The sequence below is a fragment of the Intrasporangium calvum DSM 43043 genome (assembly GCF_000184685.1).
Classification (GTDB): domain Bacteria; phylum Actinomycetota; class Actinomycetes; order Actinomycetales; family Dermatophilaceae; genus Intrasporangium; species Intrasporangium calvum.
In genome coordinates this window covers 3827875-3841692 of record NC_014830.1, presented here as the reverse complement: position 1 = coordinate 3841692, position 13818 = coordinate 3827875, and the positions used below count along the sequence as shown (strand labels likewise).

At 72.1% G+C, this 13818-nt stretch carries 13 protein-coding genes; 3 read left to right on the top strand and 10 right to left on the bottom strand.

Annotation, left to right across the window (positions count from 1 at the left end; all coding sequences use genetic code 11):
* Positions 1–35 precede the first annotated feature (35 nt).
* Complete coding sequence (locus INTCA_RS17475) at positions 36–662, top strand: LysE family translocator (protein WP_013494256.1); 627 nt, start codon at positions 36–38, stop codon at positions 660–662.
* 22 nt (positions 663–684) lie between these two features.
* Here the strand turns inward: INTCA_RS17475 and INTCA_RS17470 are convergent, their stop codons facing one another.
* The 5 genes from INTCA_RS17470 to INTCA_RS17450 all read right to left on the bottom strand — a co-directional run bounded on the left by INTCA_RS17470 (position 685) and on the right by INTCA_RS17450 (position 4816).
* The gene (locus INTCA_RS17470; protein ID WP_013494255.1) at positions 685–1695 is read right to left on the bottom strand and encodes a GTP pyrophosphokinase; all 1011 of its coding nucleotides are present in this window, start codon (positions 1693–1695) and stop codon (positions 685–687) included.
* A 99-nt stretch (positions 1696–1794) separates the two neighbouring features.
* Positions 1795–2997: an exonuclease/endonuclease/phosphatase family protein gene (locus INTCA_RS17465; protein WP_013494254.1), complete on the bottom strand. Its 1203-nt coding sequence runs from the start codon at positions 2995–2997 to the stop codon at positions 1795–1797.
* 93 nt (positions 2998–3090) lie between these two features.
* Entirely contained in the window at positions 3091–3525 is a 435-nt protein-coding gene (locus tag INTCA_RS17460; protein WP_013494253.1) for a CHRD domain-containing protein, read from the bottom strand.
* A 112-nt stretch (positions 3526–3637) separates the two neighbouring features.
* Positions 3638–4288, bottom strand: a complete 651-nt coding sequence (locus INTCA_RS17455; RefSeq protein ID WP_013494252.1) for a hypothetical protein — start codon at positions 4286–4288, stop codon at positions 3638–3640.
* Between the two features lie 132 nt (positions 4289–4420).
* Positions 4421–4816, bottom strand: coding sequence for a DUF2237 family protein (locus INTCA_RS17450; protein WP_013494251.1), 396 nt, complete (start codon positions 4814–4816; stop codon positions 4421–4423).
* 98 nt (positions 4817–4914) lie between these two features.
* Here INTCA_RS17450 and INTCA_RS17445 point away from each other — a divergent pair, with 98 nt between their 5' ends.
* On the top strand, positions 4915–5205 hold the full coding sequence (locus INTCA_RS17445) for a hypothetical protein (RefSeq protein WP_041307930.1): 291 nt from the start codon (positions 4915–4917) through the stop codon (positions 5203–5205).
* 6 nt (positions 5206–5211) lie between these two features.
* Here INTCA_RS17445 and INTCA_RS17440 read toward each other — a convergent pair whose 3' ends face one another.
* The 4 genes from INTCA_RS17440 to INTCA_RS17425 all read right to left on the bottom strand — a co-directional run bounded on the left by INTCA_RS17440 (position 5212) and on the right by INTCA_RS17425 (position 11903).
* Positions 5212–6318 (bottom strand): DNA polymerase IV, encoded by a 1107-nt coding sequence (locus tag INTCA_RS17440; RefSeq protein ID WP_013494249.1) that lies wholly within the window; start codon positions 6316–6318, stop codon positions 5212–5214.
* A gap of 28 nt (positions 6319–6346) precedes the next feature.
* Positions 6347–8506 carry an alpha-galactosidase gene (locus INTCA_RS17435; RefSeq protein WP_013494248.1) on the bottom strand — a complete coding sequence of 720 codons (2160 nt, stop codon included), beginning with the start codon at positions 8504–8506 and terminating at the stop codon, positions 6347–6349.
* Between the two features lie 36 nt (positions 8507–8542).
* The gene (locus INTCA_RS17430; RefSeq protein WP_013494247.1) at positions 8543–10174 is read right to left on the bottom strand and encodes an HNH endonuclease; all 1632 of its coding nucleotides are present in this window, start codon (positions 10172–10174) and stop codon (positions 8543–8545) included.
* 82 nt (positions 10175–10256) lie between these two features.
* Positions 10257–11903 (bottom strand): FAD-binding dehydrogenase, encoded by a 1647-nt coding sequence (locus INTCA_RS17425; protein WP_013494246.1) that lies wholly within the window; start codon positions 11901–11903, stop codon positions 10257–10259.
* A 370-nt stretch (positions 11904–12273) separates the two neighbouring features.
* Here INTCA_RS17425 and INTCA_RS20410 point away from each other — a divergent pair, with 370 nt between their 5' ends.
* Entirely contained in the window at positions 12274–12891 is a 618-nt protein-coding gene (locus INTCA_RS20410) for an ABC transporter permease (protein WP_083807937.1), read from the top strand.
* A gap of 91 nt (positions 12892–12982) precedes the next feature.
* Here the strand turns inward: INTCA_RS20410 and INTCA_RS17415 are convergent, their stop codons facing one another.
* Entirely contained in the window at positions 12983–13780 is a 798-nt protein-coding gene (locus INTCA_RS17415; RefSeq protein WP_013494244.1) for a deoxyribonuclease IV, read from the bottom strand.
* Between the last annotated feature and the right edge of the window lie 38 nt (positions 13781–13818).

Genomic DNA, 13818 nt, shown 5'->3' with positions numbered 1-13818 from the left:
TCCCGCCGTCGGAGGGGCAGGAGCACACTGAGGGGGTGCCCACGTCGAACCAGTGGATCGCGTTCCTCATCGCCTCGATCCTGTTCATCCAGGTCCCGGGACCGAGCCTGCTGTTCACCATCGGGCGCGCCCTGACGGTCGGGCGTCGCGAGGCGCTGCTGTCGGTCGTCGGGAACGGCCTCGGCATCACGACCCAGGTGCTTCTCGTCGCGGTGGGTCTCGGCGCGGTGGTGGCCGCCAGTGCCACGGCCTACACGGTCGTCAAGATCGCCGGTGCCGGCTATGTCATCTGGCTGGGCATCCAGGCGATCCGGGACCGGGCGGCCGCCCGCGTGGCTCTGGAGGGTCAGATGGCCTCGAAGCGGGGGCACGCCCTGCGGATCGGTTTCGTCGTCGGGGTGACCAACCCCAAGACCATCCTCTTCTTCGTCGCCTTCCTGCCGCAGTTCACCCGCGCGAGCGCCGGCCATGTCGGTGCCCAGATGGCGGTGCTCGGGGTGGCCTTCGGCGTGATGGCCATCTGCTCGGACAGCGTGTGGGCGCTGGTCGCGGGCAAGGCTCGAGAGTGGTTCGCGCGGCATCCCAGGCGGCTCGACCACCTCGGCGCGACAGGCGGTTCGATGATGATCGGCCTCGGGGTGACGATGCTCGCCCGCGAGTAGGCCCGGGCCGCGCGCCGGCCGGTCAGGCGCGCAGCTTCGCCAGCCTCGCCGCAAGGGCGGTTCGCCGGTGCGCGTTCCCCGGGAGCTCCACGTAGCGGCTGCCGAACGCCTCGAGCAGTGCGTCGTCGAGGTGCCGGACGGCCCCGGGCGGGTACTTGTAGCCCATCCGTGCGGTGATCAGGGCGGTGTCGACCGGAGCGAGGACCTTCTCGAGGGTCTCGACGTCGGTGATGTCGAGGTCGCGCAGCAGCCCCGAGATCCACGCGTAGTGGTCGGTCCGGGACCAGCCGGCGTCGGCGTACCGGCTCGCGAGGAACCGGGCGAGGTCCTGCGACCCGATCTGCGGTTCGGCAGGTGGCTGGTCCTCCTGCGGCTCCGCGGGAATCGCCACCTGGAGCCGGTCGCGGATCGCGGCGAACTCCCGGTCGGCCAGCTCGAGCAGTCCGGCCGCCAGGGTGAACCGTCGGTCGAGGTCGGAGGCGTGCTCCTCGGGCACCGTGCCCTTGTAGCGGATGTCGTGCTCGAACTCGGCCCAGGCGTGCTGGAGCACCGTCCGGATCTGCACGGACGCGCTGAGCCGCCGGAGCGGCTCGTACGCCGCGGGCACGGTGCGGCTGGCGTCGACCGCGACGAGCAGGTGTCGGCTCGCGTAGCCCCACCGTCCGGCGCGGGCCGTCTCGAGCCCGAGGTCGCGGTCGTCGAGGACGGCGAGCTCCTGGGCGAGCAGGTCGGCGACCGCGGTGACGTCGGCCTGGACGTAGGTGATGACCCGCACCCCCATGACGTCGGTGATGTCCTCGCTCGGCCTGGGGTGCAGCGGAACTCCGTCGGCCATCCGCTCGGCCTTGCCGCGGAACGAGTCGACCGACTTGGTCCGACCGGACACGCTCAGATAGTTGATGCCGGCGTCGTCGAGGAGGTCCTGGACCATCTCGACGAAGAGGCGGGTGGCCTCCACGAGCTGCGGGTGACGCTCGCGGTACTCGGCGACCGCCCGCTCGACGACTCCTTGGTGACCGCTCCGCGAGGACATGCCCCCATCCTGCCCTGCCGCTCCCGGCCACCACGCAAGCACGCCGTATGCCGCTGAGCGGGCTCAGCGGCATACGGCCTCGTCAGGTGCGGGGTGGGGTCACCAACCCCGGACGCGGAGCACGACGCCGGCGTGGTCGGAGGGCCAGAGGCCGGTCGTGGGGTCACGGTCGGTGACCTCGTTGCCGGTGATGAAGCCCGCGTCCACCCCGAGCGGCCGTCCGCTGAGAGTGTGCGAGAAGACCATGTCGATCCGGTGGTCGAACTTCGCGGCGGTCTCGTCGTTGACGAGCTCGGAGAGCCCGGAGGTCCAGCCCTGCTCGGCGGGTGCCCACTCGAGCCACTGGTCGGTGTAGCCGCCCGGGCCGGTGATCAGCTGGTAGGGGGCCTGGTGCGGGACGTTGTTGTCGTTCTCCTTGACCGAGCTGTCGAGCGGGTCCGAGTTGCAGTCGCACACGAAGACGGTGGTCCGGTCGTCGGCGGTCGCCTCAGCCACCGTCTGCTGCGCCTGGAGCAGCGCCAGCGTCGAGCTGAACGCCTCGAAGTGGCTGTTGACGAAGCGGAGCTTCCGCTTCCCGGCGAGGACGTCGACCCACTGGTACCCGCGGGAGAAGTCGAGCTGGATCCCCGCGATGGACACGGGCAGGTTGGCGTCGAAGATCTGGTCGTCCATGCCGGTGACCCGGAACGAGTTGTCGGCCTTCTTGAGGATCACGTCGTGCATCGTGAGGCGGACGTTGCGCCTGTTCTGTCCGGTGGGGGTGAAGGCCGGCGCCTCGACGTCGGCGCGGGCGCCGACGTTGACGGCGTCATAGTCGGCACCCAGGGCTGCGAGGTCGTCGAGGAGGATCTGGAGGAAGTCGTAGTCGACGGTCGACGCGCTCGGGTCGGCGATGGCTGCCGGGTTGAACGGCCCGGACCGCCACAGGGCGACCTCCTGGAGCCCCACGAGGTCCGGCTCGGCCGCGGCGATCTCCGCGGCGAGCAGCCTCGACCGGACCGGGAAGCTCGTCTGGTCGACGATGCGTCGGGTCGCGTCGGTCGCGACCGCGAGGGCCGTGATGATCGACTGCTGGGTCGCGCCCGGCTGGGCGGCCGCCTGCTGGGCCGCGAGGACCGGACGGTTGATGTCGGCGCCGAGGTAGATGTTGCGGGTCATCGCCGTGAGCGGCTTGCCCGGGCGGGCTGCGGCCGGACCGGCGGGGCCGTCGGCGGCCTGGGACGGTGCGACGAGCAGCGGGACGGCGAGCACGGCCCCGACCGTTGCGGCCAGGACGGCGCGGAAGCGCCAAGGATGATGCATGTGGTCCTCCCCATTGAGTCTGTGGGGTGAGCCTGCTCCTCGGCGGGGCCGGATGCAACGGTTTCGCCGAACCCCGCGTGCCCTCGACTGCGATCAGCCGAGCTGGCCGCGGACTGCACCCCCTGGGTAGGCGGTCGTGTGGACGTTGACGTAGAAGGTCTGCGGCGCCTTGAGGATCGCCTTGGCGAGCGACATGTCGACGTCGACGCAGCCACGTGACGTGCCGTCGACCGGTGCCTCGAGCGGCACGACGATCGGGCCGATGATGCCTGCCGGCGCGCTGTGGATGTGCGCGCCGACGACGGGGTCGAGCCCGGAGACGGCGAGGTCGTAGCAGACCTCGGTCTGGCCGACGTTCACCCAGACGTGGGCGGTGCCCATGCCGTCCGGGTCACCCCCGGCCGGCTCGTCGGCCCCGATGAGGTCGGTGGTGAACGGCCGGCCTCCTGCCAGGGCGGTGGTGGGCGCCAGGAGCGCGGCGGCCGCGGCAAGGGTGGCCGCGGCGGTGACGAAACGGGTTCGGTGCATGGTGAGTCCTTCCAGGGTTGCGTGGTCTGACGGGATGGGCTGGCGGATGTGGATACGACAGATCGGCCTGCGCGGTTCACCGGCCCGTGCCGCGTCCGCGTCCGCGTCAGCGTCAGCGCAGCGTCGGCGACGCAGGTGGAGGGAGCGTGAGGTTGGTGCGGAGGGCACCGTTGACCATGGCGAGGAGGACGCCCACCTCCGAGCGGATCACCGCGAAGCGGGCAGGAGCCTGGGGCGAGCCAGCCAGTGCCTCCGCCGATGCGGCGTCGGCGAAGAGCCGCAGGGAGATGACCCGGCCGAACCAGCTCGGCGGGTCGAGGCCGGGAGGCGCCCCCATCGTCTCGAGCTGGGTCAGGTGGCGGGCCAGGGACTCGAACTGGACCGCCGCCGTCGATCCCGCGCCGCCGGTGGCGTCGAGGGCGGCGATGTCGCGGATGATCGCCGCGTAGCCGGCCAGGGCGGCCGCCTCGCTGAACGGGACGGTCGATGTCGCGGCCGGCCGTGGAGGCAGCGTCACGGTGACCGTCGGCGTCGCCCGGACCGTCGTCGGGGTGACGATGGTCGTCGTCGCCGTCAGGGTGTGGGTCACGGTTCGCCACCCAGGCACCGTCACCGTCACGGTGGGGGACGCCGGAGAGCCGGCCGGTGCCTGGCTCAGCTCGACCTGCGCGTTGGGGGTGGAGCACGACGAGGCGCCGGCGATCGCGGTGGCCGCGAGCAGTGCGGCACCGGTGCGCGTCACGCCGAGTCGGACGACCCGCATGGACCCCTCCGGTGGCGCCGCTCGGGGACGGGGAGGATCAACAGGGGCGCCGACCCTGATTCTCGGACCTCAGCGCCCGCCGTGGGAAGAAATGGTCAGATTGCTCTCAAACCGTGCTGTGACCGCGACCGCTCAGAGCAGCGAGCTGGGGTCGTCGGGGACGTCGGCCGCGTATGACTGGAGCAGCTGCAGCGGCACCACGTCCAGGGCCCGCTCATGGGTGGCGGCGAGCACGACGGGCGCGGCGAGGCCGGCCTGGTGCGACTCGAGCCAGCGGCTGGCGACCACGCACCAGCGGTCGCCGGGCTCGAGCCCGGGAAAGCGCCATTCCAGGCGGGGGGTGACCAGGTCGTTGCCGACGCTCCGCTGGTGCTCGAGGAACTCGGCGGTGACGACGACGCAGATGGTGTGGCTGCCCCGGTCCTCCGGGCCGGCCGTGCAGTACCCGTCGCGGTAGAACCCGGTGAGGGGGTCGGTGCTGCACTCCGCCAGGTCGCCGCCCAGGACGTTGCGTTCTCCGCGGACCATGACCCAAACCTAGTGCCCGGGTCCGCAGGGACACGGAAGCCGCCGTCTCGCCGGAGGTGCACTGTCGATGGAGCCGCGGCCTGTGCGAGAGTGACGCCGTGCATTCGAGCGTGACGAGGGCGACGATCGTGTGGTTCGTCGTCGCTGGAGTCGCCGGGGCGGCGGCGGCGTTCCTCCATCTGTTCCGGTCGGCCTTCAGTGGGGGCAGCAGCGCGGTCCCGCTCGCGATCGTGGCCTACGCGGTCACGGCGGTGGCTGTCTTCGCCGTCTACCGAGGTCTGATGACGGCGGCCACCGAGCAGGACCGGGCCCGGCTCCACCTCGAGCAGGAGCGCGAGATCGCCGACCGGCTCGCCCGCTGGGAGGGGCTCCGCCCCCGCGACCCCTGAGGTGACTCAGAGCCGGCCGCGGACCGGCGTCCGCTCGGCCGGGTCGCCCTCGTCAGGCATCACCATCTCGGCTCGCACGCCCAGGAGGCGCACCTCCCGGCCGGCCTCGAGCTTGTCCGCCAGAGCCACGGCGGCAGCGACGACCTCGTCCCTGTCGTGGGTCGGTGCCTTGAGCTTGCTCGCCTTCGTCTGCGTGAAGAACGGCGCGTAACGCACCTTCAACGTCACCCGGAAGACCGGTCGGCCCTCCTTGGCGGTGTCCGCGTGGGCCTGCTCGGCCAGCACCCGGATGGCCTCGCGGATCTCCTCGGGGGTCGTGAGGTTCTGCTGGTAGGTCGTCTCGCGACTGTGACCCCTGGCGATCCACGGCCTGTCGTCGACAACGGCGGAACCGAGGCCACGCCCGAGCTCGCGATACCAGGCCCCCATCCTCGGGCCGAACTCCGCGACGAGCGCCGACTCGTCGGAGTGGGCGAGCTGGCGAACCGTGTCGATCCCGAGGCCCGCCAGTCGCTTGGAGACCTTGGAGCCGACCCCCCACAAATCGATCGTGGGCCGGTCGCCCATGACGTCCAGCCAGTTGTCCTTCGTCAGCCGGAAGACTCCGCGCGGCTTGCCGAAGCCGGTGGCGATCTTGGCCCGGATCTTGTTGTCCCCGATGCCGACCGACGCGTGCAGCTGCGTCGCCTCGAGCACCGCCGCCATCGCGTGACGAGCGAAGGCCTCGGGGTCCGCAGTGGTGACGCCGATGAAGGCCTCGTCCCAGCCGAGCACCTCGAGGACGACCCGGCCGTGCTCGCTCTCGAGAGCGCGCAGGGACGCCATCACCTGCTCGGAGGCCGCGTTGTAGGCGTCGGCGTCGACCGGCAGGATGATGGCGTCGGGCGCCTTGCGGGCGGCGAGCCGCAGCGGCATGCCGGACCCGACACCGAACTCCCGCGCCTCGTACGACGCGGTCGACACGACGGCTCGCTCGGTCGGGTCGCCGCGGCCGCCGACGATGACCGGTTTGCCGGCGAGCTCAGGACGCCGCAGGACCTCGACCGCGGCGATGAACTGGTCGAGGTCGACGTGCAGCACCCACGCGCGCGGATCCTCCGTCACACACCTCATCGTGCCGTATGCCGCTGACCTCACTGCCTCAGTCGGCGCTGGCGTCGATGAGCAGGTAGCCGTCCGGCAGCAGCATCGGCACCTCGAGCCCGACCTCACGCAGGACCCGCCCGGTCAGGGTGACGGGCGAGTCCAGCCACACCGGTCGGCGCCCGACGGTCGCCCGGTCGCCGGGGGGAAGGAGGCTGACGCGGTAGGTCACGTCGTCGTGGAGCCCGCCCAGCGGCATACGGCCGTAGGAGGACGTGAGTGGGCGGTCGTACCCGGCCAACCCGTAGATGCCTCGTGAGCCGTCCTGGGCGACAACGCCCTCCAGTCGGAATGCGTCCCCGGAGAGGTCGGCGTGCACGACCCGGCCGGTGTGGAGCAGGGGGCGGAGGGCCTTGTGCAGGGCGACCCATTCGGCCACCTCGGCCCGGTCCTCGGCACTCGCGCGGGTGAGGTCCCACTCGATCCCGAGGTGGCCCCACAGGGCGACGCCGCCGCGGAGCGACAACGGCTGGACGCGCCCCGTCGTGTGCGCTCGCGGTGAGCCGATGTGGGTGCCGACGAGCTCCGGGGGGAGCAGGAGGCTCGTCCCGCGCTGGATGTCGAGCCGGTCGTGCGCGTCGATGCAGTCCGAGGCCCAGACCCGGTCGGCGACCTCGATGATGCCGAGGTCGATCCGGCCACCGCCGCCGCAGCAGGACTCGATCTCGAGACCGGGATGGCGCTGCTTGAGCTCGGCCATGATGCCCGGCACGGCGAGGGCGTTGGCGTGGCCGGCAGGGGTGCCGAACGGCTGGCTGCCCGCGTCGACGAGCGCGCGGTTGTGGTCCCACTTGACGTAGGCGACGTCGAGCTCACCGACGAGCTGGGACATCCGCTCGGTGACGTAGGAGACGACCTCGTCCTTCGACAGGTCGAGGACGTGCTGGTAGCGCGACTCCGGCCCCGGGCCGCGGCCGACGCCGAGCAGCCAGTCGGGGTGGGCGCGCGCGAGGTCCGAGTCGAGGTTGGCCATCTCCGGCTCGAACCACAGCCCGAACTCCATCCCGAGCGCGTGCACCCGCTCGACCAGTGGCCGGAGCCCCCCGGGCCAGACGGTCTCGTCGACGAACCAGTCGCCCAGGCCGGACCGGTCGTTGCGGCGGCCTCTGAACCACCCGTCGTCGAGCACGAACCGCTCGACCCCCACCTCGGCGCCCGCCTCCGCGAGGGCTGTCAGGCGGTCGAGGTCGTGGTCGAAGTAGACTGCCTCCCACGTGTTGAGCAGGACCGGCCGGGCCCGCGTCGGGTGCTGGTTCCGGGCGCGCAGGAAGTCGTGGTGACGTCCGGCGAGCTGGTCGAGGCCCTCTCCCCACGAGGCGACGAGCCATGGGCCCGGGTAGGTGTCGCCGGGGTCGAGCACGATCTCACCGGGCAGCAGGAGCTCGCCGCCGCGCAGCAGCCGCCAGCCGCCGTCGGTGCGCTCGGCGACGGTGACCTGGTTGCCGTTCCAGGCGACGTGGACCGACCACACGCGCCCGGACCGCCAGCCGAAGCCCGGGACGCCGGCGGCGACGATCGTGGTGGCGTCGTGCCCCGCTCTGCCGCCGCGTGCCTCGCGCACGAGCTGTCCCACGGTGAACGGCTGGCGTTGCGGCATCCGCTCGCGGGTGTGGTGGCCGGTGAGGTGCAGCAGCTCGTCGGCGGCGGCCGGAACGGGCAGGGCGCACTCCAGGCCGCCCACGACATACGGCGTGGTGCCGTCGTTGCGCAGCGTGGCCCGGACCCGCACGAGGCCGCTCGGGTGCACCTCGACCTCGGTCGTGAGGAACAGCTCGGCGACCGGGTCGGTTCCCTCGCTGACGAGGCGGCACACCGCGTCGGAGTCGGCGCGGGCATGCTGCACCGAGGTGAAGAGGGGTGACCAGCCGGGGCCCGGTCGCCCATCGACGATCCGGTTGCCCGCGATGCCGGGCCGCCCCAGCCAGCCGGTGCCGTGCTGCGGGACGAGCGGAACCGACGTCTGGTGCGTGACGACCGAGTCGCCAGTCGTAGGCCGCGCCGCGTCGGCCACCGCGCTCAGCGCTGCGTCGTCGAGGTCACCGAGGTCGGGTCCCCAGTGGAGCACCCGCGGGATCGTGTCGGCGCCGATCTCCACGATGACGCTCGTCCCGCCGGCGCTGAGGTGCTCGTGTCGCCGTACCGGGCGCAGGTCAGCCATGGCTAGACGGTATGCCGCTGGGCTCGCTTCCGGGAGTCAGCTCGCCAGCAGGTGGGCGAGGTGGGACTCCAGGGGGCTGTCCGACCGCGTGGAGGCAGTGCCCGGCAGCACCGGTGGCGCGGCCGTCGTGTGACGGTGACCGGTCGGCGTCGTCAGCGTGACCGCGTGCGGCTGCTCGCTGCCGCTCGAGTGGCCCGGGTCGGTCACTCGGGCATGCCAGCCGGCCTGCTCCTTGACGAGGTTGCAGCGCACGCAGAGTCCCTGGCCGTTGCGCTCGCTGGTGGTGCCTCCGGTGCGGTGGGCCCGGACGTGGTCGACGTGACGGATCGGCGCATCGCACCACGGGGTCCGGCAGGTGCCGTCTCGGGCAATGATCAAGCGGCGCAACCCGGGTGGGAAGAGTCGTCGCTTGGACTCCATGGCCACGAGGGCCCCGGTGTGGGGATGGGTGTAGAGCCGGCGCAACCAGACCTTGGCCCGCTCGTGAGCCCGGTGGGGAGGCGGAGCGCCTGGGCGAGGCGGGCTGCCAGCGGCGATGACGTCGTCGGCGAGGCTGCGCGTCAGCAGCTCACGGGCCCAGCCGGCGGGCACCGGGCCGTAGCCGGGGATGTGGGCCGGAGTGTCGGCACCGGCGAGGAGGGCGCGGTCGGTGATGACGATCTGCACCTCGACGGGCCCGTCCGCCGGCCCGTCCGCCGGCTGGTCGGGGGGTGCCTCGCCCGAGGCGGTGGTCGCAGCGACGGACCGGACGACGCGGTCGACCAGGGTGTCCGCCATGACCTGCCCGCGGCTCCGGTCGTCGCCCTCGCCCTTGGCCCGGTCGGCCGCGCGGGTGAGCGCGGCGTGGACCGCCACTGCCTCCCGGACCGGGAGGACCGCCGAGACGATGGCCATGGTGTCGGGGATCGGTCGCAGGGTCACTCGCCGCTCCGACTCTGCCGTGCGTGCTCGGGCGACGGCCGCGGCCGCGTCGATCCGGTCGGCGCAGGCCCGGATGCGTTGCTCCAGCTCCCGGTCACCCCACGTCCGGACCGCTGCACCGGCCCCGCCGATGACCTCGGCGTCGACCTCGCCCCGCTGGTCACGGTCGAGATGGCTGGTGAGCCGGGCGACGAGCTCCGCGCGCCGCTCGACGAGCAGGCCCTCACCCAGGGCGGCCAGGGTGTGGGGCAGGTCCCGTGACAGGGACAAGGCGATGGTGGCCAGTCGTGCCCCACGAGCGGGGGACTCGTGCCGCGCCAGGCCGACCTGCGCAGCGATGCCGGCCCGGTCGAAGGTCCCGCGCCGCCGCGCACCGGCTGCTCGGACGGCCCGCGGATCCAGGCTGACCGGCTCGAACTCGGACCGACGCGCCAGCTCTCGCTTCGCCCGCCAGCCCTCGAAGTCGTTGGCGGCCGACCGCTCCGCGGCCCGTGCCCGGTGGTCCTCGGCGACCGTGGCCTGTGAGTCCACGAACCGCGCCGTGATCCGCACCTGCGCAGCGGCACAGGCCGCCTTGACGCGCTCCAGGGCGTCGAGCTGGTCGACGCGACCTGCATCATCGGCGGCCCCGGCATCCCCGTCGAGCAGGGCCAGCACCGCGACCAGCCCGTCCAGGTCAGCGGCGCCCAGTGGGTCGTCGCCGGGCCGCGCCACCGCCCGGTCCGGACCCCCCTGGATGTCGATCACGTGTTCGATCCTAGCCCACGCGGACCGCGTCAGGCAACCGCCCGTCTCATCGAATCGCGTTTTACCTCAAACGAACTCGCGGCTACAGCGCCGCCGCCACCGCCCGCCCAGCCGTCCGTCCGCTGAAGAGGCACCCGCCGAGGAAGGTCCCCTCGAGCGAGTTGTACCCGTGCATCCCACCGCCGCCGAAGCCGGCCACCTCGCCGGCGGCATAGACCCCTGCCAGCGGCTCGCCGCCCGACCTCAGGACGCGTGCGGACAGGTCGGTCTCGAGACCCCCGAGCGTCTTGCGCGTCAGGATGTTGAGGCGGACCGCGATGAGCGGGCCTGCCTTGGGGTCGAGCAGCCGGTGCGGAGTCGCGACCCGGATCAGCTTGTCCCCGCGGTAGTTCCGGGCGCCGCGGATCGCGGTGACCTGGGCGTCCTTGGAGAAGCTGTTGGCGATCTCGTTGTCCCGGGCCACGATGGTCCGCCGCACCTCGCCCGTGTCGAGCAGGGCGTCGCCGACGAGAGCGTTCATCCGGGGCACGAGCTCCTCGACGGTCGCGGCGACGACGAAGTCCTCGCCGTGCTGCTTGAACGCCTCGACCGGACCGGGCGCGCCCTTCTTCACCCGTCCGAGGACCTGGCGCACGTCCTTGCCGGTGAGGTCCGGGTTCTGCTCGGACCCCGACAGCGCGAACTCCTTCTCGATGATCTTCTGCGTCAGGACGAACCACGAGTAGTCGTAACCCGTCGACATCAGGTGCCGGAGCGTCCCGAGCGTGTCGAACCCGGGGAAGAACGGCGGGGGCAGCCGTCGCCCCCGCGCGTCGAGCCAGAGCGACGAAGGCCCGGGCAGGACCCGGATGCCGTGGTTCTCCCAGATCGGGTCCCAGTTGCGCAGGCCCTCGGTGTAGTGCCACATCCGGTCCGGGTTGATGACCCGTCCGCCCGCCGCCTCGGTGATGCCGACCATCCTTCCGTCGACGTGCGCCGGGACGCCGGCGACCATCCGGGCCGGAGGCGTGCCGAGCCGCGCGGGCCAGGCTCGTCGGACGAGGTCGTGGTTGCCGCCGATCCCGCCGCTCGTGACGATGACCGCCTGCGCGGTGATCTCGAAGTCGCCGGTCTCGTCGCGGCTCGTCGCCCGGCCCCGCGGGGCGTCGTCCGGGGCGAGCAGCCGGCCCCGCACGCCGGTGACCGCGCCGGAGGTGAGGACCAGCTCGTCCACCCGGTGCCGGAAGGCGAAGGTGACCAGTCCGCGGGCCACGCCCTCGCGCACCCGGCGCTCGAAGGGCTCGACGAGCCCGGGGCCGGTGCCCCAGGTGACGTGGAACCGAGGCACCGAGTTGCCGTGCCCGTCCGCCCGCCCGTCCCCTCGCTCCGCCCACCCGACGACCGGGAAGAAGCGGTGCCCCTGCTGGCGCAGCCACGACCGCTTCTCGCCCGCAGCGAAGTCGAGGTAGGCCTCGGCCCACCGCTTCGGCCACAGATCCTCCTCCCGGTCGAACCCCGCACTCCCCATCCAGTCCTGGGTCGCGAGCTCGAGGCTGTCCCGGACGCCCATCCGCCGCTGCTCCGGGCTGTCGACGAGGAAGAGGCCGCCGAAGCTCCAGAACGCCTGCCCGCCGAACGACTGCTCGCCCTCCTGCTCCACGAGCACCACCCGCTTGCCTGCCTCGGCGAGCTCCGCGGTGGCGGCGAGGCCGGCGAGCCCGGCCCCCACGACGACGACGTCGGTCTCCATGGAACCTCTCCTCAGGTCGGATGCCGCTGGGCTGGGGCCCGCGTGGTCGTCAGGTTACCGACGGGTTGCGTTGGGCGGGAGGGGGCGCAGCCGATCATGTCTCGGCAGCCAGCCCAGCGGCATACGACTGGGTGGGTGGCTCCCGCGCCCGCCGCAGAAACATGTTGACGGCGTGCACACCGTCTTTAGGCTGTCAGTGTGCGCCCGTAGCGTCGGTCGCCACACCTCCACGGACAGGGACCCAGATGACCATCACCACGCGTGCGCGGCCGGCCCGCGAGCGGTTCAACGGCCCGGCCATCGAGGCAGAGCACCTCGTCAAACGGTTCGGGTCGATCGCGACGGCCAGCTCGGCCGCTACCGCGAGTGGATGCTGCCGCGGATCATGGCGCAGACGATGGCCTTCTCCTGCTTCATCGTCGCCATCGGCCTCACCAACGACATCAACAAGGGCATCATGGACCGCTTCCGGTCGCTGCCCATCTCCCGAGCCTCCGTGCTCATCGGCCGCAGCATCTCGAGCCTGATCCACTCGAGCATCGGCGTCGTCGTGATGGCCGTGACCGGGCTCGTCATCGGCTGGCGCATCCGGTCCGGGCTCGGCGACGCGGTGCTCGGCTTCGCGCTCCTCCTGCTCTTCGGGTTCGCGATGATCTGGTTCGGCATCCTGGCCGGCTCGGCGCTCAAGACCGCCGAGGCGGTGCAAGGGGTCATGTTCACCGCGATCTTCCCCCTGACCTTCCTCGCCAACACCTTCGCACCGACCGAGCGGATGGTGCCGTTCCTGCGGACCGTTGCGGAGTGGAACCCGATCTCGTCGCTCGTCCAGGCGATGCGAGAGCTCTGGGGCAACGCGCCACCGCCGCCGCCCGAGGCTGCGCTGCCGCTCCACCACCCGATCGTGTCGACCATCCTGTGGGCCATCGCCCTGACCCTGGTGCTGGCCCCACTGTCGATCCGCGCCTTCAACCGGCGCGCCACCGACTGACCCATCCCCCGAAGGCATCGAAAGAGCAGTTTGCCCCGGGTCCCCGTGGAGGGTGAGCCCACGCGCGGGGGGATGAACTGCTCTTTCGATGTCAGGTGAGCCGGGTGCGGAGCCACTCGATGTCGGCCGACTGCCCCTCCCGGCCCCCCGGCGTCTCACACACGACCGGGGCGCTCGCGGCGCGGACCACGTCGGCAAGGGCGGCGGCGTCGATGTGGCCCGAACCGAGGTTGGTGTGCCGGTCGGCACCACTGTCGAAGGCGTCCCGGGAGTCGTTCGCGTGCACGAGGTCGATCCGACCGGTGATCGCCTTGACCCGGTCCACGATGGTCCCGAGGTCGTTGCCTCCCGCGTGCGCGTGACACGTGTCGAGACAGAACCCGACCGTGTCGCCACCGCTGGCCGTGCCGATCGCGTCCCAGAGCCGAGCGATCGCCTCGAGCCGGCGAGCCATCGCATGGTCGCCGCCGGCCGTGTTCTCGATGAGGAGCGGCACGGGCATCTCGAGCCCGTCGATGCACTTGCGCCAGTTGTCGAAACCCCGGGCGCTGTCCTCGTCGACGCCGAGGTGCCCGCCATGGACGATCACGCCCTTGGCGCCGATCTCGGCGGCAGCGAGCAGGTGCTGCTGGAGGAGCTTGCGGCCGGGAATGCGGATCCGGTTGTTCAGGCTCGCGACGTTGATCGGGTAGGGCGCGTGGACGTAGAGGTCGACTCCGGCCGTCTCGGCCGCCGCCCTGAGGCCCGCTGCCCCACCGGCGTGGCGCACGACCGGGCCCTTGTAGCTCTGTGGGTCGCCGAGGAAGAACTGCGAGAGCGTGGCATGGCGGGCCCGGGCCTCGGCCACGGGATCTTCCTGGTCCACGTGGGCGCCGATGTGAAGGGACATGCGCTCCAGCGTAGGGGGCGTGCGCCGGCGGGCGGGGT

Excerpts from the sequence above, each read along its gene's own strand:
- INTCA_RS17465 (WP_013494254.1), bottom strand. The coding sequence starts at position 2,997 with ATGCATCATCCTTGGCGCTTCCGCGCCGTCCTGGCCGCAACGGTCGGG.
- INTCA_RS17435 (WP_013494248.1), bottom strand. The coding sequence starts at position 8,506 with ATGGCTGACCTGCGCCCGGTACGGCGACACGAGCACCTCAGCGCCGGC.
- INTCA_RS17460 (WP_013494253.1), bottom strand. The coding sequence starts at position 3,525 with ATGCACCGAACCCGTTTCGTCACCGCCGCGGCCACCCTTGCCGCGGCC.
- INTCA_RS17440 (WP_013494249.1), bottom strand. The coding sequence starts at position 6,318 with ATGAGGTGTGTGACGGAGGATCCGCGCGCGTGGGTGCTGCACGTCGAC.
- INTCA_RS20410 (WP_083807937.1), top strand. The coding sequence starts at position 12,274 with ATGCTGCCGCGGATCATGGCGCAGACGATGGCCTTCTCCTGCTTCATC.
- INTCA_RS17425 (WP_013494246.1), bottom strand. The coding sequence starts at position 11,903 with ATGGAGACCGACGTCGTCGTCGTGGGGGCCGGGCTCGCCGGCCTCGCC.
- INTCA_RS17450 (WP_013494251.1), bottom strand. The coding sequence starts at position 4,816 with ATGGTCCGCGGAGAACGCAACGTCCTGGGCGGCGACCTGGCGGAGTGC.
- INTCA_RS17455 (WP_013494252.1), bottom strand. The coding sequence starts at position 4,288 with ATGCGGGTCGTCCGACTCGGCGTGACGCGCACCGGTGCCGCACTGCTC.
- INTCA_RS17415 (WP_013494244.1), bottom strand. The coding sequence starts at position 13,780 with ATGTCCCTTCACATCGGCGCCCACGTGGACCAGGAAGATCCCGTGGCC.
- INTCA_RS17470 (WP_013494255.1), bottom strand. The coding sequence starts at position 1,695 with ATGTCCTCGCGGAGCGGTCACCAAGGAGTCGTCGAGCGGGCGGTCGCC.